Origin of the sequence: Streptococcus sp. HMSC065C01 (genome assembly GCF_001813525.1) — a bacterium.
GTDB lineage: Bacteria > Bacillota > Bacilli > Lactobacillales > Streptococcaceae > Streptococcus > Streptococcus parasanguinis_V.
In genome coordinates this window covers 128901-155551 of sequence record NZ_KV812837.1, presented here as the reverse complement: position 1 = coordinate 155551, position 26651 = coordinate 128901, and the positions used below count along the sequence as shown (strand labels likewise).

Genomic DNA, 26651 nt, shown 5'->3' with positions numbered 1-26651 from the left:
ACCACTCCAGAATAATGTACAAAACAAAAATAAAGTACACTTTTTAAAGAATGTACTTTATGCTTCTAATTCAGTTGTATCAATCGTTTAGCTCTAGTTTAGTCAATTGTACATAAATTTTTTGTTTTTTGTATCTCTATCTATAATAGATCCCTTTTAAACGCAATAAAATCAGCAAATCTCAAGAATTTACTGATTGTTTTTCTTCTCTAATTCATTTTTCTACATACTCAAATGGAATCTTGCTACCACAGATCCAATTATAGACTCTATCATTGACTTGAACGTTCATAGCTTCGTGGGCATATTCTGGCATGATTAAATGCTCTTTTGGACATTCTAATCGATTATAAATGGCAAACTGTGTCACAGGATAACAGACATCATCATCTAGACCGGTAATCATGTGAACCTGTCCTTTGATGCGATGGGCAAAATTTTTCACATCTATATAGGCTAAAGTCTGCATCAAACGATCTTCTGTTTCATGGAATGGATCATGGAACTTAAAATAACGGAAAAGCTCGTCATAGGCCTCACTGGTATTTCCGATCTCTAATACTCGTCTGAAATCCGATAAGAATGGATAAATGGCTACAGTTCGTTGGATTCGGGGATTCAATCCAGCAGCAACCAGAGCAAGGGCACCGCCTTGAGATGCTCCGTAGCTGGCAAGTTTGCTGTCATCTACTTGAGGAAGGCTGGCTACAATTTCAATTAACTGGTAAAGATCTAAGTAGACATCCTTATAAAAGAGCTGATCCGGACCTTCCACGGCGCCACGTATAATCTGTCCTTTGACCGTATTTCCAAGTGGTGAGCGGTCACCGTCTGTTGAATAGCCTGACTGCCCTCTCACGTCCATAGACACAACACCATTGCCGGCTACTGTATAAGCCAACATATCAGCCCAATCCCAACAACGACCCATATAGCCATGAAAATGGAAAATAACGGGAACCTTTTGTTCCGTTTTTGGCAGGATCATTCTTGAATAGACAAGGCCATTTCTGGTTCCTTTAAAGGTTAATTCATAACATCGAACATTTGGAATGCTGAAATCTCGTTCTTCGAGCTTATATTCAGGCAGTTCAGTCATCTTTGCTAGAGCTTGATCCCAAAAGGCATCAAAATCTGCGGGAAGCTCATCTCGTCCCTTATAATCTTTCATTGTTTCTAATAATTTGGGATCTTTCATAAAATCCTCCTTAAGTATGTGTAATCGCTACCAAAAATGTACCATATTTACTTAAGGATTGCAAGAGACAAATAAAAATTACATAACCGAAATTATGTAATTTTCTATAGATTCAAAAATAGACTTAATTGTTTCACTAGATCTGGATTAGTGGGTAAAGCTGAATGATGAGCCTTACGACCATTTAAATTCACTTCTGTATAGGTTTGATTGTCAAAAATAGAATTTGCTGCTTGGGCACTAGAGAGGGGAACGATGCCATCTGATTTTCCAGCAAAGCTACCGATAAAATTAAGGACTTGTACTTCTTTTCCCAGGCGATGCTTCCATGTTTGAAAATCGTCATACATCTCCTGATTGAATAGGTAAGGACTTCCAATAATAGCCAACTTGGTTACGGTTACCTTCTTTTTCTCTAGAAAGCCACTTTCCAGTAAACCAGTCAAAACCAGTCCACCATTAGAATGCCCGACTGCCTTGAACTCTGTAAAATGATAGTGATCAAGAAGGTAGGTTAAAGCAATTTTAAGGGATTCAATTTGCTGCTTGATATTGCTATAGCCATCACGATTATTCTCAAAGCCAATCACAATTATTGGATTCGGCTCTTTCGTATTCAGTCTTCCTTCCATCTCTATAGAATCATCTTTGTTGACTTTTATTTTTAAGAGACTCTGTTTTTTTCTAGAAAAACGATGGAGCATGCGGATGGTTCCGTTGAATCGCTGGATACTGGCTGAACTCCCAGGTACAAAGATAATTGGTCTGATCGGTGGTTTCTTCGACCCTTTAGGAAATTCAAAGGGCTTTCTGTGCGAAGAAAACAGTCTTACAAAGAAACGAATGACTTGTTGAAATAGTTTTTTTAACATCTTTCCTCTAGTAGTAGTTTCTAAAAGAACCCAGAACAGTGTGTTCCAGGCCCTTATTAGAAACGATTATTTCCGTTTTTTCTTATTTTTGCGCATTTGTTTGGCCATCTTGTTCATCGCCCGTTTCATCATGAATTCACCGGCTTTTCCTTTGAGACCACCGCCAAACATTTGGCTCATATCAGGCATTCCAGCGCCTCCACCAAGAGCTGACAAGTCAGGCATGCCACCTTGACCCATCATCCCTTCAAGAGCAGACATATCAGGCATTCCACCAGGCATATTCTTCGGCATATTATTTGGATTGAGCCCCATTTGTTTCATCATCTTGTTCATATCGCCAGAGAGGACGCCTTGCATCATCTGTTTGGCTTGGTTAAAGTCCTTGATGAATTTATTGACTTCGACAAAGCTGTTTCCTGAACCAGCCGCAATCCGACGACGACGGCTTGGATTTAACAAATCTGGATTTTCCCGTTCAGCTGGTGTCATGGATGATACGATCGCACGTTTGCGAGCAATTTCTCGTTCATCGACCTTGAGGTTCTTCATGGCTGGATTGTTGGCCATCCCTGGAAGCATCTTGAGCAGATCTTCCATTGGTCCCATGTTTTGAACTTGGTCTAACTGATCGATGAAATCGTTGAAGTCAAAGGTGTTTTCCCGCATCTTCTCAGCGAGTTCAAGGGAACGTTTTTCATCATATTCTTGAGAAGCCTTCTCGATCAGCGTCAGCATATCCCCCATACCGAGGATCCGACCAGACATGCGGTCTGGGTGGAAGGTTTCGATATCAGTGATTTTTTCACCAGTACCAGTGAATTTGATTGACTTCCCAGTAATCTGACGGACAGAAAGGGCCGCACCACCACGGGTATCCCCATCGATCTTGGTCAAGATGACCCCGGTTACTTCGAGTTGTTCATTAAACTCACGCGCCACATTGGCCGCTTCTTGACCAATCATGGCATCGACAACCAAGAGGATTTCGTTTGGCTCGGCAAGAGCTTTGACGTCGCGCAACTCGCCCATAAGTTTTTCATCGATTTGCAGACGACCAGCCGTATCGATCAAGACATAGTCATTGTGATTGGCTCTCGCCTGCTCCAAACCTTGACGAACGATCTCTACTGCAGGGACTTCTGTACCAAGTGAGAAGACAGGGACATTGATCTGCTGACCAAGAGTCTTCAACTGGTCAATGGCTGCTGGACGATAGATATCGGCCGCAATCATCAAAGGACGTGCGTTTTCTTCCTTGACCAATTTGTTGGCCAATTTACCCGCAAAAGTTGTTTTACCAGCCCCTTGAAGACCGACCATCATGATAATGGTTGGAATCTTTGGAGATTTGATAATTTCTGCTGTTTCTGAACCCAAAATCGCTGTCAATTCTTCATCAACAATCTTCACGATTTGTTGGGCAGGGTTCAAGGTTTCGATGACTTCATGACCTACAGCCCGTTCGCGGACCCGTTTGATGAAGTCTTTTACAACAGGAAGGGCAACGTCGGCCTCTAAGAGGGCTAGACGAATCTCTTTGGTTGCCTCTTGGACATCCGCTTCAGAGATTTTCCCTTTCTTACGAAGATTTTTAAAGACGTTTTGTAAACGTTCGGTTAAACTTTCAAATGCCATACTCTTTCTCCTAGTTCTGTCTTGTATTTAATCATTAGTCTCGATTATCGATACTGGAAAGTACAGAAATTTGTTCCTGTAAAAAAGGATCTTCAGGGTATTTTTCAGAAATCTGATCCAAAATCTGACTACGAACAATGTAATCGGAATACATATGGAGTTTCATTTCGTAATCTTCCAAAATCTTTTCTGTACGTTTAATATTGTCATAGACCGCTTGACGGCTCACTCCAAACTCTTCTGCAATCTCAGCCAAGCTGTAGTCATCTGCGTAGTAGAGCTCGATGTAGTTCATCTGCTTGTCCGTCAAGAGCGCTGCATAAAACTCAAAGAGCGCATTCATTCGGTTGGTTTTCTCAATTTCCATACCTTTCATTATATCAAAAAAGCCCGCTAAAGACTAGCGGGACTTGATGCTTTTTGAGCTTGAAGTAAGAGGATTCATCATTAATGTTTCAGTGCCAACATATTGACCGTCATCCCTGCTGCAGTCCCCATCAAGAAGATGGTATCTCCTTCCTTGACATAGCCATGATCCAGTGCATAGGCTAGGCCGAAAGGCACGGCTACCGAAACCATATTTCCATAATCACTGACAATATTGAGGTACTTGTCTTTGCCAACGCCCAATTTGTCCATGACAAGTGGTAAGGCGCGACTTGCTTGGTGAGGAATAATATAGTCTACAGCATCTTTAGAAATGCCTGATTTTTCTTGGAATTCTTGGAACATTTCTGGAATAACACGGGCAGAAAGTAAGAGGATTTTCTTCCCTTTCATATCAAACATGAAATCAGTCTTGGTTGCTTCAGAGTACAATTTCGGATGATAAGCTGTCAAACCACCACGAATTTCAGTATCATGGGCTCCCTCAGACCAGGTACGTTGCATACTGGCAATGATTCCTTTATCTTCCTTTGTTGCTTCAAAAATAAAGGCTGCAGCTCCATCACTAAACAATTCAAAGCTTTCTTTTTGTTTAGGATTCAGCCCTAGACTCCCTACTTCACTAGATACAATCAGAACCCGTTGGTATTCACCACCTTCAATCAGATAAGAAACAGTGCTTAAAGCAGATACAAAACTGGTACAAGTGGTATTGATATCCATAGCAGGAATCGTCAGTCCCTTGGCCACGCGCTCATGGATCAGAGCTGCTGTACAAGGAATGGGCTGAACGCCAACCGCACTAGCCGAAACCAGGCAGTCGATGTCTGCCATCTTAAGTCCTGCATGGTTTAAAGCCGCTTCAATCGCACGCGCTGCAAGATCAATCTGTGTTTCTTCTCCTTCTTTCACGCGGTAACGAGTTTGGTCTTTGAAAGTCACGGTATGAGCTGGAAGCGCTGTTCCATAGCCTTTAATTTGCAAATGTCTTTTTACAGTAGTCATAGGATTCTCCTTTTATTGAAGTCGTTGAACACGTTTTAATTTACGTGTTGGGTCCCATTGGTAATCGATAAATTGAATACTTGGGAGGATGAATTGTTTTTGCTGAGCTAAGAGTTCAAATTGAGCAAAGATCGCTTGCTCCATAGACTCTGTCCGTTGACTCAAGGCAATGGTAATGGATCCATCTGCCAACTGAGTTACTTGATAGTCCTGAATATTTTCGACAAAGAGAATGCACCGTCGAATAAAATCCGGATAGATCATCTGGCTACTGCCATCTTCTTTTTTGAAATAGAAGATATCGTCCGATCGTCCTTCGATCTTTGCGATTCGAGTAAAGACGGAACCGCAAGGGCAAGGAGACTTTTCTTCCACCAAAATATCATTGAGGCGGTAGCGATAGATGGGTTGACTGGTTCGTTTGAAATCCGTAATAATCGGATAAAAGCGGCTATCATCAAGATACTCTTTTTCGACAGACAAAATATCTTCGTTGAGATGTAGATTGCCTTCTGAACAGGTACAAGCTAGAAATCCCTCTGTCGCTTGGTAGACCTGATCAACCTTGTCTAGTTGAAAAGCTTTGGCGATGGTCTGTGCATCTCGATTTTCTAGGATCTCTGCGACAGAGACAACCTTGACGGGTTGGATAGGAAGTTGCTGATTGCTGACATAGTTGGCTAACTCAATCAAGGTAGAAGCTGGTGCGACCACAATGGTTGGTTGATAGTCTTTGAGACGATCTAAATGTTCCTTGCTATCCTTGAAAATATCAAAATATTCCAAGCGGATAAGGCCTGAATTAATGGTTTGATAGAGTTCATTATCCGCTCGTAAGAAAAAGGCAATGCGATGACCAACCAGGTTTCCTTTTGGCAACATCTTGGCTAAGATTGCTGCAGCCCACATACTTCTTTCTTTTTCTGTGGTGACAAAAACTCCTCGGTGGCCGGAAGTCCCAGAAGACAAGCCTACTGCTACTTCTCCATTCATCTCGGTAAAATCTCGCGTTTGTTCTCCGCGAATCGCCATCTCTAAAGCCTGATCTCGATCCACTCCCAGAGTATTGAGTTCATTGAAATGCGTCATCATGAAATGCTTATCCATGGTCCCAAAGGATTCAGGAGAATGAGTCTGAAAATAGGGGGACTGAGAAGTAATAAAAGCATGGTAGCGTGCCAATTGCTTATCTTGGTATCGCTTCAAGGCCTCTTTTGAACGGAATCGGTGGCACCATCTGGTTTCAATAAAGGTTTTCAGAAAGACTGTTTTTTTCATTTAAAATCCTTTCAATCCGTTCTTGCGGGTCGTGGCTGACCAAAACTTGAATGCCCTCTTGCAAGAGTGTTTCCAGCAAATCAGCTCCTTTTAAATAAGCCTTCTTATCATCCTGAACCAAGGATGGAATGAGACGCATTTGCCGTGTGTAAGGCAAGAGGTCTACTCCCCAAGAAAGATCTGCTCCGATGAAGAGTTTAAGCTCATCCAGATAAAGACAGCCTTGCCCTCTCGCATGTCCATCGATAGATGATATAAGAATGCTCCCATCACCAAAAAGATCCGCAGTCGGGCGATATGGGAAAGTAGGATGCCTTTGATCTGCTTTGAGACAAGTCACCCGATCTTTGAAATCAGCTGGCAAAAACTCTTTAAAAATCAGATCTTTAAATTTCGGTTTTTGGTACACCTCATAGACTTCCTGGGTAACAAAGAAATGAGCATTTGGAAAAAGTGCTGCTCCGCCAAGATGATCCGGGTGCAGATGCGAAAGAATCACATAAGTAATTTTTTCCGGATCAATTCCCCTCTCTTGCAATAAATAATCGATTTGGTCTTCTTTTTTCATTTGCATTGGGGTGGCTAGACGGTACCAGAAATATCGAGCTTTTTTCTTAATCTCGTAGTGATAACCGGTATCGTACAAAATATAGCCTTTTTCACGATGATGAATCAAAAAGACACCTGCTGGAAATTGCATTTTTTCATTCGGAATCCCTTTAAATAAGAGACCAGAATGACTGCTACAATAGCCTGCTGGAAAATAATCAATGCGCTTGATCATGTTGGACATAGTTGTCAATCCCTTCTTCAATAGTCATTTTTGGATAGTAGCCAAGTTCGGTTTGGGCCTTTTGAATATCGAGGGTTTGGCTATATCGAAGGAGATAATAGGTATAGCGAGTCAATGGAGGTTCAGTTTTCAGATGGAATAATCGATACACTCCTTCAAGGCTATAGGCCGCACCTGCTACAAGACCTGCCGGAATTTTCCGATAGCGAATCGGCTCTCCCAATCCCTTTAGTGTGGTTTCGATCAAATACTTAAAGGTCTTTGGTTCCCCATTTGTAATATTATATACTTGTCCGTGAGCTTCTTTTGCTTCCAGAGCCAAGCGAATGGCTAGGGCGACATTTTCCACACAGGTCATATCCATGAGCTGCTCTCCCCCTCGAATCAAAGGAATTCCAATTTTTCGACTGAGGCGTAAGACACGAGGCAAAATGCTGGTATCCCCCACACCAAATAATCCTCTAGGACGCAAGATGATACTTGGCACATCTGGATAATCAGAAAAAAGTTTTTCAGATGCCAATTTGCTTCGGATGTAATTGTTGAGGTGATTTTCTTTTGGAGCATCACTTTCCTTGATGTTTAATTGATCTTTTCCAGCTGCGTAAATACTAGGAGAAGAAACATAAACCAAGCGTTTTACCGCATATTCACGGCACAAGTCAAGGACATTTTGAGTACCAACTACATTCGCCTGATAGAAGGCCTTCCAAGGTCCCCAGGCAGTGGATAAAGCTCCAGCGTGAACCACAGCATCAACAGACTGAAAGGCTTGTTTTAATTCCTCAATAGAGCTCAAATCCCCTTTCACAAATTGGACGCGCTCATTTTCCAGGGCCTTCCCAATTTTTTCATTTCGGCCAAAGGCTACAATGGAATAATCGTGAGCCAACAACTCATCGATCACGTATTTTCCAAGGAAGCCAGTCGCACCTGTTACAAGTATTTTCATAGTTTCCCATCCGTTCCACGTCTTAATAATCGTTGAATTTCAAACTCCAAGGTATCCAACGGCTTGTAGTTTTTTGAAAGTTTGTTTAGTCTTTCTAACTTTTCCCAAGATTCTTTTTCTAATAGGGCATTAAAACCTGCTTGAATCTCTTCGGTGCGATTGCGATGAGCTTGAAAGGCAATTCCTGCTTCTACTCCTCGAATCGCATAGTCAAATTGGTCATAATCATGTGGCAAGATCAAGGCTGGTTTTTTAAATTCGATACACTGATAAAAGATTCCAGCTCCTCCATGGTGAATGACATAGTCCATCTGCGGAATATATTCTTTGTAGGGCAGATAAGAGACGACCGTCGCATTTGGCGCTACTTCTTCTTCAGAGAAGTCTTTTGCCCCATCTCCTAAGGTGACAAAAAAGTGACATTCTGGATGCTCTTTGGCCAACTGCTTGGTTTGTTCTAGCAAATTCTCCTTCGCCCAAGGCAACTGGGTTCCACATGTCACGAGTACCTTCGTCTTGTCCTCGTAAGGACTGAGATCTAAAGGATAATCTTCAGCTTTTTCAAGAGAAGTTCCCAAAGGGCCAAGCCACGCATATTGATGAGGGAAGTGTGTCTTCAACTCTAGCTCCATCATCCCAATTCCAAAGATGGCATAAGGAGAGTAGATGGTCTCCACTCCATTTTGATTGTACAACTTGAAATTGTAACGTTTTAAGCGTTTGCGTAAGAGGAAAGCCCCACAGTATTTTCCAATGCGCGTGAGTTTACGGCATAGTGCTTGGATCTTCTCTTCCTTCTTCGTGCGCGCGATTCCCATCCCTCCGAAGAAGCAAGGAGGACCATAAGGAGTTTCGATTGCAAATTGGGTTGCCATGGTGGTAATCCAAGGAATTTCCAACTCTTCTGCCACAAAGCCTGCTGATAGAGTGATAAAGTCAGCAATGACAATATCTGGACGGTTGACACGCCACTCCTCTAGCAATTGATCCGATACATGATTAATCAAATCAAGACTCCTAGACAATTGCCGATAAGCTGAAAAGAGATTGTGTTTTTTATCGTTATTAGCCACACGTTCAAATTCTTCTACTTTGTCCTCTAGAATCGGAACGACCGTGAAGCCGAGACTTTCTGCGACGGCTTTTTTCTGAGGACCCGTGAAAACTCGGATTTCCATAGTTGGATCATCTAATAAGGGTTTAACGAGATTTAAAGTTGGGTACAGATGCCCACTCAAGGGAACAGCTACCACATCGATTTTAATTTTTTTCATTTTTTCCTGCCTTATATCTTTTTTTAGATCTAAAACTAGCTTCTATCTATTAATTCGTAAAAAAAATCAAAAATTGAAGAAAAAATAAAATTTATTTAAATCTTTTATTTTTGACCGTACTATCACTATTTAGAAAGAATGACTTCAACCTAAAAAAAGCCCTCAAATGCCAAAGAGAGAAAGTCTCCCAAACATTTGAAGAGTTTTTTATTACTGTGAATTGCGAGCTTAGTTATTTTCTAAATAAAATTCGAACCGCTCGCCGACATACTGACTTTTTACATACTCAAAAGCCGTCCCATCTTCAAAATAGGAAACCTGTGTCAGACCTAAAATAGCCTGCCCTTTTGAAATCTGTAAGTACTCCGCAATCTTATCCTTGGCCAATCGCGCATAGATGGTCTGGTGCGACTTTCCAATCTTATAGCCATGACGCTCCAAGGTTTGGAAGAAATGGCTGGTAACCTCTTCACGATTGAAATTCTTAATAAATTTCTCTGGAATAGAGGCCACTTCATAAACAACAGGGATCCCATCGGCATACCGGACCCGCTCCATCCGAATGATGGTCTCAGTCTTATCAATGCCCAATTTGTCCACTTCTTGGAGGCTAGGAATGGTTTTCCGGTATGAAATCACTTGGCTAGAAGGTTCCTTGCCTTGCGATTTCATAATTTCTGTAAAACTGGTTGTCCCCCGCATTTTTTCTTGGACGCGCGTGCTAGTGATAAATGTGCCACTTCCTACTCGTCTTTCAAGCACTCCTTCTTCGACCAGAAGGGTAATAGCTTGCCTAAGAGTCATCCGACTCACTTGAAATTTCTCAGCTAGATCGCGTTCGCTGGGAAGACGCTCCCCGATTTTCCATATTTTTTGATCAATCTCAGACTTAATCTGATCATGAATTTGAATGTAAGCTGGAATCATAACCTTGCTCTTTCTCTGTGTTATCTCTATTGTAGCGTAAAATTCCTAATTCTTCAATCAGAGATTGGTAAAGACAAGGCTTTTGTGTTAGAATAGAGGAAAGTAAATTTCTTTAAGAAGGGGATAAGATGACAAACCTATCAACTGATTTGCATGATGTTGAAAAAATCATCGTGCTTGACTACGGTAGCCAATACAATCAGCTTATTTCACGTCGGATTCGTGAAATTGGAGTCTTCTCAGAGTTGAAGAGCCACAAGATTTCTGCTGATGAAGTTCGTGCAATCAATCCAGTTGGGATCGTTCTTTCAGGTGGACCAAACTCTGTATACGAGGAAGGTTCTTTTGATATCGATCCTGAAATTTTTGAACTCGGTATTCCAATCCTTGGAATCTGTTACGGGATGCAATTGTTAACCCATAAATTGGGTGGGAAGGTCGTTCCTGCAGGTGATGCTGGTAACCGCGAATATGGTCAATCTGAACTGAATTTGACAGAATCTTCTGCTCTTTTTGCCGGCACACCAGACAAACAATTGGTCTTGATGAGCCACGGGGATGCTGTTACAGAAATTCCGGCTGACTTTATCCGCACTGGTACTTCTGCTGACTGTCCATTTGCATCGATTGAAAATCCAGACAAGAAAATCTACGGAATCCAATTCCACCCTGAGGTTCGTCACTCTGTTCACGGTTATGACATCTTGCGTAACTTTGCCTTGAACATCTGTGGGGCTAAAGGTGACTGGACCATGGACAACTTCATTGACATGCAGATCAAAAAAATCCGTGAAACCGTCGGAGACAAACGTGTCCTTCTTGGTCTTTCAGGTGGTGTTGACTCTTCCGTTGTTGGGGTTCTCCTTCAAAAAGCCATCGGCGATCAATTGATCTGTATCTTTGTAGACCACGGTCTTCTTCGTAAAGGAGAAGCTGACCAAGTGATGGATATGCTTGGTGGTAAGTTTGGTTTGAACATTGTCAAAGCAGACGCTGCAAAACGTTTCCTTGATAAGTTAGCAGGTGTATCTGATCCTGAGAAAAAACGGAAGATCATCGGTAACGAGTTTGTTTATGTCTTTGATGACGAAGCAAGTAAACTCAAAGATGTGAAATTCTTGGCACAAGGAACTCTCTACACTGACGTGATCGAGTCTGGTACGGATACTGCTCAAACTATCAAGTCTCACCACAATGTGGGTGGACTTCCAGAAGACATGCAGTTTGAACTGATCGAGCCACTGAACACTCTTTACAAGGATGAAGTTCGTGCGCTTGGTACAGAGCTTGGCATGCCAGACCACATCGTATGGCGCCAACCATTCCCAGGACCAGGTCTTGCCATCCGTGTTATGGGAGAAATCACTGAAGAAAAACTCGAAACCGTTCGTGAATCTGACGCTATCCTCCGTGAAGAAATCGCCAAAGCTGGTCTTGACCGCGATATCTGGCAATACTTCACTGTCAACACAGGCGTTCGTTCAGTAGGTGTTATGGGTGACGGCCGTACGTATGACTACACTATTGCCATTCGTGCTATCACTTCTATCGATGGAATGACAGCAGACTTTGCGAAGATTCCATGGGAAGTCCTCCAAAAAATCTCAGTCCGTATCGTAAACGAAGTTGACCACGTCAACCGCATCGTCTATGATATCACAAGTAAACCACCTGCAACTGTAGAGTGGGAGTAAAAAAAGGTCCAGTGGACCTTTTTTTATGACCTTAACATAAAATTTCTAATTAAGTATAAGAATAGGAAACCACACACAAAAAGCACTCTGACTTATTGTCAGGAGTGCTTTCGTGCTATTTTTAGCCAACTAAACCACTAAAGAATTTGACAATGGCATTCCAGATGGCTCCGAAGAAGCCGGCAATGGCATTCCACGCATTTGTGAAGAAGTTCCCACTGTCTTTTAGAATAGCATTGGTATCAAAATTGAGATTGATATTGTTAAAGGTGTCGCCTGCTTTATCTACGATACTATCTTTCAGATCCGACAAGGTTTTAGTAAAGCTTTTGCTACTGATGACACTACTCTTTGAGAGGTTGACTGCGAAATTCACGATCAAATTGATCTGGTTGCCTGTCACAGTTGTATCCAGCTTATAATTTTTCAGGGTTTCTTCGACGATCTTTCGAATATCATCCTTGCTTAAATCCTGATTGTTCTGTTTAGCATTGGCTACTGCTGTTTTAATGTCGGTCAATGCTACGTTTAACTTATCCGCATCAAAGTTTTTCTTACCAGCGTTTTCTTCATTGATCCCGGATAGAGTCTTTAACTCTTCTTGGGCCAGATCTTTGCTTTCTTGAGAAACTTTGGCACCATTTTTCTCAAGCGAGTAATAGATCCCAGCTAAAGCACTTTCTCCAGTCACTTGTATAGGTGAAGCTACTGTAATTTGAGCATGCTCCAATCCAAGTGTAACGGCTGCATTACGATACATATCTGCAGTGACCTTGGTGATATTTTGAGGTGTCACGATATTCACTTCTAGTGGCTTATTTTTGCCTAATTTTTGAATTTTAACAGAGGAATAAAGTTCCAAACTATCATCGTTCGCAACGTTTATAATTGAAGAATAAACCTCTGGTGTCATGGTCTTCCACTCTTCTTTATCTTTTGAACTATCGTAGTTCAAGAGACTCAAGGTTTGTTCGATTTGACTTTGGTCCAGCGAATAGCCCAAAACATAGTCTGGTTTGACATAGGTTTCATCGATGACTTTCTGCACATTGCTATCTGCAGAAACACGTGGGACAGCTGTAAACAAAGCCAAAGTCGTCGTTACAAACAATGCAATCTTCTTTAATTTCATCTTTTTCTTCTTTCTAATTCAAATTACCTCTGGGTATCTCATATTACCTTTCTCACCTCACTAGAGATGAAAAAAGAAGTAAATAAAGAGTTTACCCACTTCGATTTTCATTATACAGTTGATTTCTTAAAACTAGCTTACAGTTTTTTTAAGAATGCATGACATTTTTATTATCCCTCAAAATCGGAGGCAGAACTGATCAGCTTAAAAAAGAGCCAATCGGCTCTCTGGAAAATGATTAAAACCATGAAAATAACTTCATAATCGTCATATTGGTTTCTACTAAACGAGAATAATAAATGTTCCCCCCATTAATGTAGAGTTCCATCCCGTTTAAAAGAGAGATAGGGTGGAGGTAAAGATAAGTTTCACCGGTTACATTGCCAAGACTTGGCGCTACTACATCCCGTGAATAAGCTCGGGCCAACTCTAGGGAATTTGTCCCACCGTGTTTTGCGACGTAATCGATGTAGTCTTTCCCAAAATTATAGGCTTGAACCGCAGTCCAGCTATCAACGCCTTTTTTCTTGGCTTCTTTTAACTCATCTGAAAGAGTTTGAATTCCTTGGCGAATGCTGGCCTTATTATCACTAATAGTATTGGTCTCACCACTTGCACTCTCGCTCGCCTGCATGACATCGTCTTCTCTGCCTTTGGTCTCAGTATAGATCATAGCAAGAATGAGGTTTTCATTGGCCGTGGTGTCCTCCTCAGCAAGGACTTCTCTAACCAGGGAGCGGTACTGCATGACTTGTTTGACATCATGGTGGATCTGAATTCCCTTGTAGATTCCAAATATTAGTAAGATGAATAAGAAGATCTTCACTATACGTTTAATCATTATTTACTCTGTATATCCTCAATATTTTTGATCAGAATAGAATAGGTGCCGTTCTCGTTTAGAATAAATTCAACAGATTCTGTATCTTCATAGACATTATTCGGAACGATCAGTTCAATTCCATTTGACAATGACAATTTCTGATTTTCGAACTTCTTCAACTGGCGACTTGCATCAATCTCTTCAAAGGTGACAGGCTCTGGTACAGCTTCTTTAACTTGGTCAATAAAACTGAGGCGAGCTGTCAGATTATCATCGAAGAGGTCATCCGCTAATTTCTCAGGAGAGAGTTTATTTTCTTCCTCAATATGATTAAAAATAGCTGATTTAACCTTTGATTGAAATTGAAAATCATCAGTGTTAAAGCTTTCCGCAATCTTCTGGGCTGTTTTTTCTAGTGCCTTGATCGATTTTTTAGGAGAGATCTTGGGTTGCGCCTGCAACAGATTCTCAGAAAAATAGTTCAAGAAAGTCCCGTTGTACTTGATCCGTTTTTCAATCAAGTGGTATTTGCGACTTTGAAGATTGATGACCAAGGCCTCATCAGCACCAGTGCCAAAACCAGGTAGATTATTTTGCGTCAGCTTAATCGGATTATCCACTTCACCACCAAGATGCGTCAGGGTTTCCCGTAAGGCAATCCGAAGAAAGGCAAAATGGTCCACCCCTTCTTTTGAGAATTGAATGAACACCAAATCATTGGTCTTTTGATTCTCAGAGACGACAAATTCTTCCTTCCAACGATTCGCTACTACTACCGAAGTTTCTAATAGGTCATCTGAGATCATCTCAAGAAAAGGATTGTCCTCTTCGAAAATACCGGTCCTGGCTTCATCCGAGTAGACCCGTTCAATCTTCTTACGCAGGTATTCCTCGATTTTAGGTGTGATATTGAGAAATTTATCTGCCAGATAGAGATCGGTATCGTCTGGGCTAAATTGATGAATGATGGCTTTTTTTACGTAAATATCCATAAAATGGTTTAGTCCTCGTAAAGTGGAAAGGCGTCTGTCAAGGCTTTGACTTGGCTACGCACTTCATCTAATACTTCTTGATTATCCGCATTCTTCAGCGCTTTGATCATGAGTTCAGCAACGGTGCGACTTTCTTTTTCACCAAAACCACGAGCGGTGATAGCTGCTGCACCAATCCGAATCCCACTGGTCTTAAATGGAGACAAGGTTTCATAAGGAATAGAGTTCTTGTTGAGGGTGATATTGACTTCATCCAACAAGTTTTGCGCCACTTTCCCATTTTCAACGACTTTAGTGACGTCGACAAGGAAAAGGTGGTTCTCTGTTCCGCCTGAGATGACGCGGAAATCAGGATCTTGCAAGAAGACATCAGCCATGGCCTGACTGTTCTTAATCACGTTAGCTGCATACTCTTTAAAGGCAGGATCCAACGCTTCTTTGAAAGCGACAGCTTTGGCTGCAACGACATGCTCCAACGGTCCTCCTTGAATACCAGGGAAAATAGCAGAGTTAATTTTCTTAGCCAATTCCTCATCATTGGTCAAGATTAGGCCTCCACGAGGTCCACGAAGGGTCTTGTGAGTGGTCGTGGTCGTGATATGGGCATAAGGAACTGGACTTGGATGAAGACCTGCTGCCACGAGACCAGCGATATGGGCCATATCAACCATGAGCTTAGCTCCTACTGCATCTGCAATCTCACGGAATTTAGAGAAATCAATGATATGAGAGTAGGCTGAGGCGCCAGCAACGATGAGTTTTGGCTTCACTTCTTGGGCTTGTTTTAAGATGGCGTCAAAATCCAAGAGCTCTGTTTCAGGATCTACACTATAGGACACAAAGTTATAGGTTTGGCCAGAGAAGCTCACAGAAGCTCCGTGCGTCAAATGCCCACCAGCAGCTAGATCCATCCCCATGACAGTATCACCAGGCTCAATCAAGGCCATATAGGCAGCACAGTTTGCCTGACTTCCTGAATGCGGTTGAACGTTCGCAAATTTAGCGCCAAAGATTTCTTTGGCCCGTTCGATCGCGAGACTTTCGACCACATCGACCACATCTGTCCCCCCATAGTAACGACGACCAGGATAGCCTTCGGCATATTTATTGGTCAGAATAGACCCTTGAGCAGCCATCACTGCCTTAGAGACGACATTTTCAGAAGCAATCAACTCAATATTGTTTTGTTGACGCTCTTCCTCTTTAGCGATCGCATTCCATAGGTCTGCATCATAGGCTTTGTAATCTTCTTTATCAAAAATCATCGGTCTACTCCTTTATAAAAAATTATTTATGTACATTATCACTGAGGAAGTTCATCTTCCTCAAAGGAAATCTCGGGCATTTGTGCAAGCAAATCAGCTTTGGTAATCGAACCTTGCCTCAAAATCCTGGCCTTGGAACCAGAGATATCCAAAATAGTTGAATCTTGTCCAGTCAAGAAGTCATCATCCTCTATACCAGGAACCACTTGATCAAATTCGCTTATAATAGCCTTATACTTTGTTCCACTTGCATGACCTGAAAGATTAGCCGAGGGACCAACCAAAGGGCCATATTTACGAATTAATTCCAACGTTTTTGGGTGAGCCGGTATACGGAAACCAACTGTATCCAATCCTGAATGAATCCAGTCTGGCACCTTGTCATTCGCCTGAAGAATAATAGTCAGAGGTCCTGGTAAAAATGAATCAATCAGTTTTGTTAAATAACTAGGTTGATTTTTCGAATAAAGTCGAATCGCTTTTTCATCGGCTACATTTAAATTCAGAGCCTTGTCTCTCGGTCTACGTTTTAATTCGTATATATAATCGACTGCCTCTTGATTCAAAGCTTTGGCGAAAATACCATAGACTGTCTCAGTTGGCAGAATAACTGCACGTCCTGCTTCTAATTCTTTCTCAATGTGATCCATTGTCTACTACTACCATTCTATCTTGTCCAAATTGGTCTTTCAGAACGCGAACTCGTTTGTTAGGAAACGCTTCTTGAAAGAGCTCTTTTACTTTGGCTCCTTGCTTATAGCCAATTTCTAGATAGATCTTTCCGTCTGGTGTTAAAACACTTGGTGCTTGCTGGGTAATCTTTTCGTAGATAGCATATCCATCACGGTCTGCAAAGAGAGCTAAGTGGGGTTCAGAGGCTAAAACATTGGCTCCAACCTCTTCTACATCATCCCGAGAGATATAGGGAGGGTTGGATACAATCAGGTCATAAGGACCTTCTAGTTCGTCCAGTACATCTGACGACTTGAAGGCAAGGACTGCTTCTAGCTGCTTGGCATTTTTTTGAGCCAGGGCTAAAGCCTCTTCTGCTACATCGCTAGCTTGAACCCGCCAGGTAGGTCTAGCAAGGGCTAAGCTAATAGCGATAGCACCACTTCCTGTACCAATATCCAGAACTCGTAAGGCTTTCTCATCGTTTTCTTCGAGAATTAGAGCCACCAACTCCTCTGTTTCTGGGCGTGGAATCAGCACGCGCTCATCCACTGTAAAAATATGGCCAAAAAAATCTGCGCTACCAATAATATATTGGGCAGGAACGTGATGTTTCAGCTGCTCAAAGATGGATAGAAGCAAGGCCTGATCCTCTACTTTAACTTCTTTTTGCAAGGCAAGGACAAAGTCTGTAAAAGTCCAGTTTTTTAAAGCACGATACGCGAAGGAGAGGCTTTCTGCTTCCTCTCCAACGGCTATTAATTCTTCTTCATACTGGGCTAATAATGGTCCCAACAACATTATTTGTTCAACTCTTCTAGTTTTTGTGTTTGGTCATACAAGACCAAAGCATCGACCACTTCATCTAATTTACCAGATAAGATGGTATCCAGTTTTTGAAGGGTCAAGCCAATCCGGTGATCGGTCACACGGTTTTGAGGGAAGTTGTAAGTCCGGATCCGCTCTGAACGGTCACCAGTCCCGATAGTAGACTTTCTCTCAGCGTCTTGCTCATCTTGGGCAATCTGAGCAAAGTGGTCAGCCACACGCGCACGGATGATCTTCATGGCTTTTTCGCGGTTCTTCTGTTGTGTCCGTTCTTCCTGCATCTCTACCTTGATATTGGTTGGCAAGTGGACGATACGAACGGCTGTAGCGACCTTGTTGACGTTCTGTCCACCCGCACCAGATGCGTGGTAGATGTCAATCCGAAGGTCTTTTGGATCAATGTCATACTCGACTTCTTCGATTTCTGGCATGACCAGAACTGTGGCAGTTGAAGTATGGACACGACCTTGGCTTTCTGTCACTGGAACCCGTTGCACCCGGTGGGCACCAGATTCATACTTGAGTTTCGAGTAGACTGATTGACCAGAAACCATGGCTACGACTTCTTTGATCCCACCAACACCATTGTAGGAAGCTTCCATGACTTCAAAACGCCAACCTTGGCTTTCCGCGTATTTTTGGTACATTTGTAAGAGGTCACCAGCAAACAATTGGGCTTCGTCTCCTCCAGCTGCTCCACGGATTTCCAAGATAATGTTCTTGTCATCGTTTGGATCTTTAGGAAGAAGTAAGATCTTCAATTTTTCTTCGTACTCTTCTTTTTCAGCCTTAGCATCTTTTAGCTCTTGCTTGGCCATTTCTTCCAAGTCCGCATCGCCGCCTGCTTCCTTAATCATTTCTTCATCGTCAACAATGTTTTGAAGGACTTGCTTGTACTCACGGTAGGCTGTCACCGTATCACGCGTGGAAGCTTCTTCTTTTGAAAGCTCCATAAAGCGTTTGGTATCAGAGACCACATCGGGGTCACTCAATAATTCTCCTAACTCTTCGTATCGGTCTTCTACAGCTTGTAGTTGATCATAGATATTCATGTTTGCTCCTTAATTCTTGGTTGTTAGATCATAGATTGCTACAATTTCGTTTTCTATGACTTCGCCAGTTTCTTTAAATCCATAATGGAGATAGCAAGACCTCGCTTGATTATTTTCCGGTTCATAAGATAACCAAAGACTTGTTGCTTTTCCAGATGGCCCTGTTCGAACAAAGTCAATGACTGCATCCATAGTCGGTTTAAAATAGCCTAAACCTTGAAATCGTTTATCGATCATAAAACGAAATAACAAGTAGTTCCCCTTGCTGATCCCAATTTTCTGGTCATAGGCAATCATAACAAAACCAACTAATACTTCCTTATCATAAACTGCTAAGGGAGCTATAAAATCACCATTTTTATCATATACATAGGCTTCAGCTAAGCTAATGGAATTGGATGCAATAAAATTCCTTTGGTTTGGATGAACTTCTAGATTTAAAACGTCAAAATAATTCTCTATTGTAATATCTTTTAAACAAATAGACATTATTATCCTCTCTAAAACGTTCTAGACGCTTTCGGTTGGTATGTCTGGATTAAAATAATGTTTGCGGCAAACGGAGATATAGGTCTCGTGTCCACCGATCTGGATCTGCTCTCCGTCATAGACGGGTTTCCCCGCTTGGGTACGCAAGACCATGGTTGCCTTGCGGGAACAGTATTGACAGATGGTTTTGATCTCCTCGATTTTGTCGGCTAACAAGAGGAGGTGTTTGGAACCTTCAAAGAGTTCATTTCGGAAATCATTTTTGAGGCCAAAAGCCATGACCGGCACATCCAGTTCATCCACGACTCTTGCCAAATCATAGACATGGTGTCGTTTCAAAAACTGAGCTTCATCGATTAAGACACAGTAAGGTTTGATTGCTTGGTTTTTAATAAAGCCAAAAATATCCGTATCGTCTTCAATCGCAACGGCTTCTCGTTTCATACCGATTCGACTAGAAACCACTCCTACTCCATCTCGTGTATCGATTGCCGAGGTCATGATGACGACGCTCTTGCCTTGCTCTTCATAATTATGGGCCACCTTCAAGATCTCAATGGTTTTCCCCGAGTTCATGGTCCCATATTTATAATATAATTGTGCCATTTTCCTTTTGTTCTCTCTAAAATGTGTTTCATTATCATTTTACCATAATTTTGCTAAGCTTTGTATCCCAAAATGTGATAAAATAGTCCTATAAAAAATTTAGGAGGTGGCCATATGCCATTTGTACGAATTGACCTATTTGAAGGACGCACCTTGGAACAAAAGAAAGCCTTGGCCAAGGAAGTAACCGAAGCTGTTGTCCGCAATACTGGTGCTCCTCAGTCAGCTGTTCACGTCATCATTAACGATATGCCTGAAGGAACCTACTTCCCTCAAGGTGAAATGCGCACCAAATAATGGTTCCACTAAAAAAGCCTTTCTTGCTTGTGATATCACATAGCAGGAAAGGTTTTTTCTTATTTTTCTTGGACTTGACGTTCTGCTTTCCGTTCTTCGAATTCTTCGTCACTCATCAAGGTTCCGCCGACATTGGCTGATTTGGCAAAGGCTGTATAACGACGCAACCAACCGCTGGAGATTTTTGATTTGAAAGGTTTCAAATGTTTGCGACGTTCTGAAAGAGTGGCATCATCGACAAGCAAATCAATAGTACGATTTGGAAGGTCAATCACGATTTCGTCCCCATCTTCGATTAGGGCGATATTCCCACCTTCTGCCGCTTCTGGAGAAACGTGACCAATAGCAATCCCACGAGTAGCTCCTGAGAAACGACCATCCGTAATCAGTGCCACATCCTTACCAAGACCGCGTCCGACAATCTTAGAGGTTGGCGCTAGCATCTCTGGCATACCAGGACCACCCTGAGGACCCTCGTAACGAATAACAACGACATGGCCCTTCTTGACTGTTCCATTGTCAATCAACTCAAGGGCTTGATCTTGTGAATCGCAACAAATAGCTTTACCACGGAAAGTAGTCACAGATGGATCGACCCCACCGACCTTGATAACAGCCCCATCTTGAGCGATGTTTCCGTAAAGGATCGACAAACCACCTACAGGTGAAATCGGATGCTCGATTGGATGGATAATTTCTTCATTTTTGATTTCAGCACCAGCTACGTTTTCTTTCAAGGTTTTACCAGTAACTGTGATACGATCACCCTTAATGGCACCTTTTTTGATCAACTGATTGATAATGGCTGGTACACCACCAGCTTCATGCACATCATGCATGGTGTAAACACTCGAAGGTGCAATTTTAGAAAGATAAGGTGTCTTCTTAGCAATCTCGTTAATATCTTTGAGATCATAGTCAATCCCTGCTTCACGCGCAATAGCGAGTGTATGAAGCACAGTATTGGTAGAACCACCCATGGCCATATCGAGCGCAAAGGCATCGTCGATGGCTTCTTTGGTCACAATATCCCGTGGACGGATACCCTTTTTAATATTCTCTACCAATTGTTTGGCTGCTTGGCGAACCAATTCCCGGCGTTCATCTGAAACAGCTAGGATGGTACCATTTCCGGGAAGAGCAAGGCCTAATACTTCCATCAAACAGTTCATGGAATTGGCAGTAAACATACCAGAGCAAGAGCCACAAGTTGGGCAGGCATTTTTTTCCAAGAAATCCAGCTCATCCATGCCCATATCACCAGCTTGATAAGTACCTACAGCTTCAAACAAACTTGAGAGCGTCGCTTGATGCCCTGTCATGTCAACGCCGCCCTTCATAGGTCCACCAGAACAAAATACGGCAGGCACATTGGTCCGCATGGCAGCTAAAATCATTCCTGGTGTAATCTTATCACAGTTGGGAATATAGAAAACACCATCAAACCAGTGGGCATTGATGACTGTTTCAGCAGCATCTGCGATCAACTCGCGAGATGGCAAACTATAACGCATCCCGATATGGCCCATCGCAATCCCATCATCGACACCGATGGTGTTAAATTCAAAAGGGATCCCACCAGCCTCGCGGATAGCTTCCTTGGCAATATCCGCTAACTCACGCAGGTGAACATGGCCTGGAACGATATCAATATAGGAGTTACAAATAGCAATAAAGGGCTTTTGCATATCCTTTGCTGATTTTACTTGCCCTGTTGCATAGAGGAGACCACGCGCTGGTGCTCGGTCGATCCCCATTTTGATCATATCACTTCTCATCTTGTTCTCCTTCTAGCTCTTCATTTCTACCTCCTAATCTTACCACTTTGACATCAATTGTCAAGAACTTTCAGAAAATTTATAATATTTACGGCACGCAAAAAGCCTGGTTTCCCAGACTTCATTTTAGTTTGCCTGCTTTTTTTCGATCTGCCAGAGCCGAAGCTGGTAACAAATTCCACTCACGACAAGGCTAGAAATAAGGCCGATCCAATAAGCATATGGACCCAAGTTGGTCACATGGTCAAGGAAAATCCCTAGTGGGATAGAAATGCACCAATAACTAAAGACTCCTAATAAGAATGGAACGGTTGTATCTTTATACCCTCGCAAAATCCCTTGTAGGGGTGCTGCAAAAGTATCAGCCACTTGGAAAAAGAGACTATAGGTCATGAAAATAGCTGTTTGTTGAACAAAGACTGGGTCCTTGCCGTATAGCCCTGCTAGTTGGAAGCGAAATGTATAGAGAAAAACGAGAGTGACAATGGCAAACCCAAACGCTGTCAGTCGTCCCAAACGGCAATATTGTTTGACCACTTCTGGTCTTCCTGCTCCCAGTTCGAAAGAAACGATAATCGCCATAGTACTGGAGATACTAACTGGGAAAGCATACATCAGGGTAGAAAAATTCATGGCCGATTGGTGGCTCGCAATGGTCAGTGATGGGAATTTTGCCATTAACAAACCAACCAGCGAGAAGATGATGACTTCTGCAAAAACAATTCCACCGATTGGAAGCCCAAGGCGCAGTACTTCTTTCATCCCTTTAAAATCATAAGGTTGAGGCTTCCACAATTGGAAAGGTGCTACCTTGGGGTGTTTGCACAAGATCAAAACCGCAATGGCCAACAAGACCCAGTAGGCCAGAGAGGTTCCAAGACCTGCTCCTGCTCCTCCCATCTCAGGAAAACCAAATGCTCCATAGATCAGGATATAGTTAAAACAAGCATTCAAAGGCAAGAGCAAGAGCATCAAGTACATGGATAGACGCGTCATGCCCAAGGTATCGAGGAAGGTCCGCACGATACTAAAGAGCAACAAAGGTAAGATTCCTAGAGAAAGGAAATATAAGTAGCGAATGGCTATTTGAGCAACAACATTTTCTAAACCGATCTGCTTGAGAATCATGGGCGCAATCCCCCAAACAAAGCCTATTAAGAGGATGGCCATACCAAATGACATATAGAGGAATTGGTAAAAATCGCCAGCAATCCGTTCTTTATTTCCCTTGCCTAAATGATGCCCAACAATCGGCGTCAGTGCGGAGACAATCCCTGTCAGGAAAGTAAAAAATGGATTCCACAGACTGGTAGCTGTAGAAACACCAGCCAAATCAAGGGTCCGGTACTGACCAGTCATGGCTGTATCGACAAAGCTGGCTGAATAATTGGCCAATTGGTAGATTAAAATCGGCAAAAATAGACTCAAAAACAAGCGCAAGCGCTCTTTAAAGTGATAGGTTACATACATGATTCTAACTCTCTTCTCATCAAACTAGATTTTCTCCTCTTCCACTCTACTATATGTTTCTTTAAAAGTCAAAAAAACCGAAGATCCAAGGATCTCCGGTTCATGTGAGATTAGTGTTTGTTGCGATTTAAAATAGCATTGAGAACGATCGCCAAGACACTGGCGACAACAATTCCGTTCGCAAAGAACATTTGGAATCCTGTTGGAAGGCCATTGAAGAGGGTGCTGTTGTTCAAACCAACCCCTGCGGCAATCGATACCGCTGCAATGAGGAAATTGTGCTCATTGTGTTCAAAATCAACACGCGCAAGAATCTGCATCCCTTGAATCGATACAAAACCAAACATCACTAGCATCGCACCCCCAAGAACTGGACTTGGAATGATTTGTGCCAAAGCTCCAAACTTAGGAAGGAGACCAAGAAGAACAAGGAAACCAGCCGCATAGTAGATTGGAAGACGAGTCTTGATCCCAGACAATTTCACCAAGCCAACGTTTTGTGAGAATCCGGTGTAAGGGAAGGTGTTGAAGATACCACCGAGGAGAACGGCCAACCCTTCAGCACGATAACCATTGCGAAGGCGCGTGCTATTAATTGGATCTTTGGTAATATCAGAGAGAGCAAGATAGACACCTGTTGATTCAACCATAGAAACTGTTGCGATGATACACATCATTAAGATGGAGGTGATTTCAAACTTAGGAGCTCCAAAGAAGAAAGGTGTTGGAACGTGAATCACTGGTGCTTGAGCTACAGGTGTGAAGTCTACCAAGCCCATAGAAGCCGCAATGGCAGTACCTGTGATCAAACCAATCAAAATTGAAATGGATTTAATAAAACCAGTCGTATAGATATTAACAACTAAAATGATGAGAATAGTCACCACAGCCAAGATCAAGCTTTGAACGGTTGGTTTTGGCGCATTATTTCCCATATTTCCAATCGCTACTGGAATCAAAGTCAAACCAATGGTGGTAATAACGGATCCCGTTACAATTGATGGGAAGAGATTGGCAATCTTAGAGAAGAAACCAGAGACAAGGATGACATAAATCCCTGAGACAATCAAGGCACCAAACATGGCACCACTACCATGGCTAGCCCCGATCATGCTGAGAGGTGCCACAGACTGGAAGGCAACCCCAAGGACTACCGGAAGACCGATCCCAAAGTATTTATTGAGCTGCACTTGAAGGAAAGTCGCAACCCCACACATGAAGATATCTGTAGAGATGAGATAGGTTAGTTGATGAGCATTATAGCCCAAAGCTCCTGCGATCATGATCGGCACCAAAATAGATCCCGAATACATGGCCAAAAGGTGTTGCAAGCCTAGAATGGCCGCCTGTGAATGGCTTTCTTGTTTTTGCATTAGATGTCTGCCTCCTTAAATACAACCTGACCATTTTCAAAACGGTCCAAACGTGCGAGGGATACAACTGGATATCCCAACTCTTCTAACAATCCCCGTCCATCTTGGAAGGATTTTTCAATCACGATCCCAATCGCTTCGACTTGAGCACCAGCTTGTTCGATGATTTGAATCAAACCTTTGGCTGCTTGGCCATTCGCAAGGAAATCGTCAATGATCAAAACCTTATCTGATGGATCCAAGAATTTACCAGCAATCGACACGGTGCTGGTCACTTGCTTGGTAAAGGAATAAACCTCAGCCGTCAAGATGCCCTCATTCATCGTGATGTTTTTAGCCTTCTTCGCAAAGATCATGGGAACATCCAAAGCTTCAGCTACATAAAGGGCTGGTGCAATCCCAGATGCTTCAATGGTTACGACTTTCGTCACGCCAGCATCTTTAAAACGGTCCGCAAAAGTCTGACCAATTTCTTTCATCAATTTAAAATCCACTTGGTGGGTCAAAAAGGAGTCCACCTTGAGGATATTCTCACCTAAAACGTTACCATCTTTTAAGATGCGTTCTTCAAGTAATTTCATACTTCCTCCTACTTTTTAAAAAATCCTCTACTACATTCGTAAAACACAAAAAGGACTGCTAAGCAAGCCTTGAAATCTCTCTAGAAAGAGAAATAATCCCGACTTACTTATTGTTAGGTGTTCCGGCACCTTGTAGAAACATCACGCCCATTCGTGAAATAAATAAGTAATTCAATTAGTGTGCATCGCCATTCCAGATAGAATTCTTAACGATCACATAGTCAACGTGTTTCAAATCTGCTAATTTTCGGCCTCCTGCATAAGAGATTGAACTTTGCAAATCTTGTTCCATTTCTGTCAAGGTATCTTGCAAATGACCCTTGGCAGGCAATAAAATCTTCTTACCTTCGACGTTTTTATAAGCGCCTTTTTGGTACTCTGAAGCAGATCCATAGTACTCTTTGAACGACTCTCCATCAATCTCTACTGTTTTACCAGGACTTTCGATATGTCCTGCAAAGAGAGAACCGATCATGACCATAGACGCCCCGAAACGAATCGATTTGGCAATATCACCATGAGTCCGAATACCACCGTCCGCAATGATAGGCTTACGCGCTGCTTTTGAGCACCAGCGAAGAGCAGCCAATTGCCAACCACCTGTACCAAATCCAGTCTTAACTTTGGTGATACAAACCTTACCAGGGCCGATCCCGACCTTAGTCGCATCAGCTCCCGCATTTTCCAATTCACGAACAGCTTCAGGTGTTCCAACATTTCCAGCAATGACAAAGGTATCTGGCAATTCTTTCTTGATGTGTTGAATCATCCGAATGACACTATCCGCATGACCGTGTGCGATATCAATAGTGATGTACTCAGGCGCATCTGCCTTTAATTGACTCACAAAGTCGTATTCGTATTCCTTAACACCAACCGAAATGGAAGCGATCAAACCTTGATCATGCATGCGTTTGACAAAAGGAATCCGACCCTCTTCATCAAAACGGTGCATGATGTAGAAGTATCCACCACGCGCCAACTGCTCTGCCACATTCTCATCCAAGATTGTCTGCATATTGGCAGGAACAACTGGAAGCTTGAAGGTATGCTTACCAAATTGGACGGTTGTGTCTGCTTCTGAGCGGCTATTGATGATACATTTGTTGGGAATCAACTGAATATCTTCATAGTCGAAAATAGGAAATTCATTTAACATAGATTGAAAAATCTCTTTTCTAAAAACTGACCTACCTATGCGCAAGCGCATCGCTACGTCTCTTGACGTTTCCTTGATAGATTATACCAAAGATACGGACCTAATGCAATGGGAAT

26 protein-coding genes and 1 riboswitch are annotated in these 26651 nt (G+C 42.4%); of the genes, 2 read left to right on the top strand and 24 right to left on the bottom strand.

From position 1 onward, the window contains the following. Positions 1-214: 214 nt before the first annotated feature. From HMPREF2918_RS03355 to HMPREF2918_RS03310, 10 genes are all read right to left on the bottom strand, one after another. Positions 215-1198 (bottom strand): acetylxylan esterase, encoded by a 984-nt coding sequence (locus HMPREF2918_RS03355; RefSeq protein WP_070594587.1) that lies wholly within the window; start codon positions 1196-1198, stop codon positions 215-217. A gap of 104 nt (positions 1199-1302) precedes the next feature. After that, positions 1303-2070 carry an alpha/beta hydrolase gene (locus HMPREF2918_RS03350; RefSeq protein WP_070594586.1) on the bottom strand — a complete coding sequence of 256 codons (768 nt, stop codon included), beginning with the start codon at positions 2068-2070 and terminating at the stop codon, positions 1303-1305. A 66-nt stretch (positions 2071-2136) separates the two neighbouring features. Then, positions 2137-3708, bottom strand: coding sequence for a signal recognition particle protein (gene ffh / locus HMPREF2918_RS03345; RefSeq protein ID WP_070594585.1), 1572 nt, complete (start codon positions 3706-3708; stop codon positions 2137-2139). 34 nt (positions 3709-3742) lie between these two features. Then, on the bottom strand, positions 3743-4075 hold the full coding sequence (locus tag HMPREF2918_RS03340) for a putative DNA-binding protein (RefSeq protein WP_003016592.1): 333 nt from the start codon (positions 4073-4075) through the stop codon (positions 3743-3745). 80 nt (positions 4076-4155) lie between these two features. Continuing rightward, the gene (locus HMPREF2918_RS03335; RefSeq protein WP_070594584.1) at positions 4156-5100 is read right to left on the bottom strand and encodes a 3-oxoacyl-[acyl-carrier-protein] synthase III C-terminal domain-containing protein; all 945 of its coding nucleotides are present in this window, start codon (positions 5098-5100) and stop codon (positions 4156-4158) included. A 12-nt stretch (positions 5101-5112) separates the two neighbouring features. Continuing rightward, on the bottom strand, positions 5113-6378 hold the full coding sequence (locus tag HMPREF2918_RS03330; RefSeq protein ID WP_070594583.1) for a F390 synthetase-related protein: 1266 nt from the start codon (positions 6376-6378) through the stop codon (positions 5113-5115). Continuing rightward, positions 6344-7171, bottom strand: coding sequence for an MBL fold metallo-hydrolase (locus HMPREF2918_RS03325; RefSeq protein WP_070594582.1), 828 nt, complete (start codon positions 7169-7171; stop codon positions 6344-6346). The genes HMPREF2918_RS03330 and HMPREF2918_RS03325 overlap by 35 nt, the downstream gene beginning before the upstream one ends. Then, positions 7146-8123 (bottom strand): NAD-dependent epimerase/dehydratase family protein, encoded by a 978-nt coding sequence (locus HMPREF2918_RS03320; RefSeq protein WP_023918120.1) that lies wholly within the window; start codon positions 8121-8123, stop codon positions 7146-7148. The genes HMPREF2918_RS03325 and HMPREF2918_RS03320 overlap by 26 nt, the downstream gene beginning before the upstream one ends. Then, on the bottom strand, positions 8120-9397 hold the full coding sequence (locus tag HMPREF2918_RS03315; protein WP_070594581.1) for a glycosyltransferase: 1278 nt from the start codon (positions 9395-9397) through the stop codon (positions 8120-8122). The genes HMPREF2918_RS03320 and HMPREF2918_RS03315 overlap by 4 nt, the downstream gene beginning before the upstream one ends. A gap of 228 nt (positions 9398-9625) precedes the next feature. Then, the gene (locus HMPREF2918_RS03310) at positions 9626-10324 is read right to left on the bottom strand and encodes a GntR family transcriptional regulator (protein WP_003007291.1); all 699 of its coding nucleotides are present in this window, start codon (positions 10322-10324) and stop codon (positions 9626-9628) included. 128 nt (positions 10325-10452) lie between these two features. Here HMPREF2918_RS03310 and guaA point away from each other — a divergent pair, with 128 nt between their 5' ends. Beyond that, a complete protein-coding gene (gene guaA, locus HMPREF2918_RS03305) occupies positions 10453-12018 on the top strand; it encodes a glutamine-hydrolyzing GMP synthase (RefSeq protein ID WP_023918114.1) in 1566 nt (521 codons plus the stop codon). A 121-nt stretch (positions 12019-12139) separates the two neighbouring features. Here the strand turns inward: guaA and HMPREF2918_RS03300 are convergent, their stop codons facing one another. The 9 genes from HMPREF2918_RS03300 to HMPREF2918_RS03260 all read right to left on the bottom strand — a co-directional run bounded on the left by HMPREF2918_RS03300 (position 12140) and on the right by HMPREF2918_RS03260 (position 19877). Continuing rightward, the gene (locus tag HMPREF2918_RS03300; protein ID WP_070594580.1) at positions 12140-13150 is read right to left on the bottom strand and encodes a DUF1002 domain-containing protein; all 1011 of its coding nucleotides are present in this window, start codon (positions 13148-13150) and stop codon (positions 12140-12142) included. Positions 13151-13388: 238 nt separating this feature from the next. Beyond that, entirely contained in the window at positions 13389-13991 is a 603-nt protein-coding gene (locus HMPREF2918_RS03295) for a lysozyme family protein (RefSeq protein WP_003007284.1), read from the bottom strand. Then, the gene (locus HMPREF2918_RS03290) at positions 13991-14965 is read right to left on the bottom strand and encodes a nucleoid-associated protein (protein ID WP_070594579.1); all 975 of its coding nucleotides are present in this window, start codon (positions 14963-14965) and stop codon (positions 13991-13993) included. Before HMPREF2918_RS03290 ends, HMPREF2918_RS03295 begins: the two co-directional genes overlap by 1 nt. Positions 14966-14973: 8 nt before the next feature. Beyond that, the gene (glyA, locus tag HMPREF2918_RS03285) at positions 14974-16230 is read right to left on the bottom strand and encodes a serine hydroxymethyltransferase (RefSeq protein WP_049490857.1); all 1257 of its coding nucleotides are present in this window, start codon (positions 16228-16230) and stop codon (positions 14974-14976) included. A gap of 38 nt (positions 16231-16268) precedes the next feature. Then, positions 16269-16880 carry an L-threonylcarbamoyladenylate synthase gene (locus HMPREF2918_RS03280; RefSeq protein WP_070594578.1) on the bottom strand — a complete coding sequence of 204 codons (612 nt, stop codon included), beginning with the start codon at positions 16878-16880 and terminating at the stop codon, positions 16269-16271. Then, positions 16867-17703, bottom strand: a complete 837-nt coding sequence (gene prmC / locus HMPREF2918_RS03275; protein ID WP_070594577.1) for a peptide chain release factor N(5)-glutamine methyltransferase — start codon at positions 17701-17703, stop codon at positions 16867-16869. Before prmC ends, HMPREF2918_RS03280 begins: the two co-directional genes overlap by 14 nt. Further along, positions 17703-18782, bottom strand: a complete 1080-nt coding sequence (gene prfA, locus HMPREF2918_RS03270; RefSeq protein ID WP_070594576.1) for a peptide chain release factor 1 — start codon at positions 18780-18782, stop codon at positions 17703-17705. Before prfA ends, prmC begins: the two co-directional genes overlap by 1 nt. Positions 18783-18791: 9 nt before the next feature. Continuing rightward, positions 18792-19271: a GNAT family N-acetyltransferase gene (locus tag HMPREF2918_RS03265; RefSeq protein ID WP_049490860.1), complete on the bottom strand. Its 480-nt coding sequence runs from the start codon at positions 19269-19271 to the stop codon at positions 18792-18794. Positions 19272-19292: 21 nt separating this feature from the next. Beyond that, complete coding sequence (locus HMPREF2918_RS03260; RefSeq protein WP_003001444.1) at positions 19293-19877, bottom strand: thymidine kinase; 585 nt, start codon at positions 19875-19877, stop codon at positions 19293-19295. A 114-nt stretch (positions 19878-19991) separates the two neighbouring features. On the opposite strand from HMPREF2918_RS03260, the gene HMPREF2918_RS03255 reads away from it, so the two are divergent. Then, positions 19992-20174, top strand: coding sequence for a 4-oxalocrotonate tautomerase (locus HMPREF2918_RS03255; RefSeq protein WP_001117401.1), 183 nt, complete (start codon positions 19992-19994; stop codon positions 20172-20174). A 59-nt stretch (positions 20175-20233) separates the two neighbouring features. On the opposite strand, the gene ilvD is transcribed toward HMPREF2918_RS03255, so the two are convergent. The 5 genes from ilvD to guaC all read right to left on the bottom strand — a co-directional run bounded on the left by ilvD (position 20234) and on the right by guaC (position 26535). After that, positions 20234-21952 (bottom strand): dihydroxy-acid dehydratase, encoded by a 1719-nt coding sequence (ilvD, locus tag HMPREF2918_RS03250; protein WP_049490861.1) that lies wholly within the window; start codon positions 21950-21952, stop codon positions 20234-20236. 126 nt (positions 21953-22078) lie between these two features. After that, positions 22079-23422 carry an MATE family efflux transporter gene (locus tag HMPREF2918_RS03245; protein ID WP_049490862.1) on the bottom strand — a complete coding sequence of 448 codons (1344 nt, stop codon included), beginning with the start codon at positions 23420-23422 and terminating at the stop codon, positions 22079-22081. A gap of 110 nt (positions 23423-23532) precedes the next feature. Then, the gene (locus HMPREF2918_RS03240) at positions 23533-24795 is read right to left on the bottom strand and encodes a nucleobase:cation symporter-2 family protein (RefSeq protein ID WP_070594575.1); all 1263 of its coding nucleotides are present in this window, start codon (positions 24793-24795) and stop codon (positions 23533-23535) included. Continuing rightward, positions 24795-25376: a xanthine phosphoribosyltransferase gene (locus tag HMPREF2918_RS03235; protein ID WP_003001484.1), complete on the bottom strand. Its 582-nt coding sequence runs from the start codon at positions 25374-25376 to the stop codon at positions 24795-24797. The genes HMPREF2918_RS03240 and HMPREF2918_RS03235 overlap by 1 nt, the downstream gene beginning before the upstream one ends. A gap of 90 nt (positions 25377-25466) precedes the next feature. Further along, positions 25467-25562: riboswitch (purine riboswitch) on the bottom strand. Further along, complete coding sequence (guaC, locus tag HMPREF2918_RS03230; RefSeq protein WP_061591079.1) at positions 25552-26535, bottom strand: GMP reductase; 984 nt, start codon at positions 26533-26535, stop codon at positions 25552-25554. It overlaps the preceding riboswitch by 11 nt. Positions 26536-26651 lie beyond the last annotated feature (116 nt).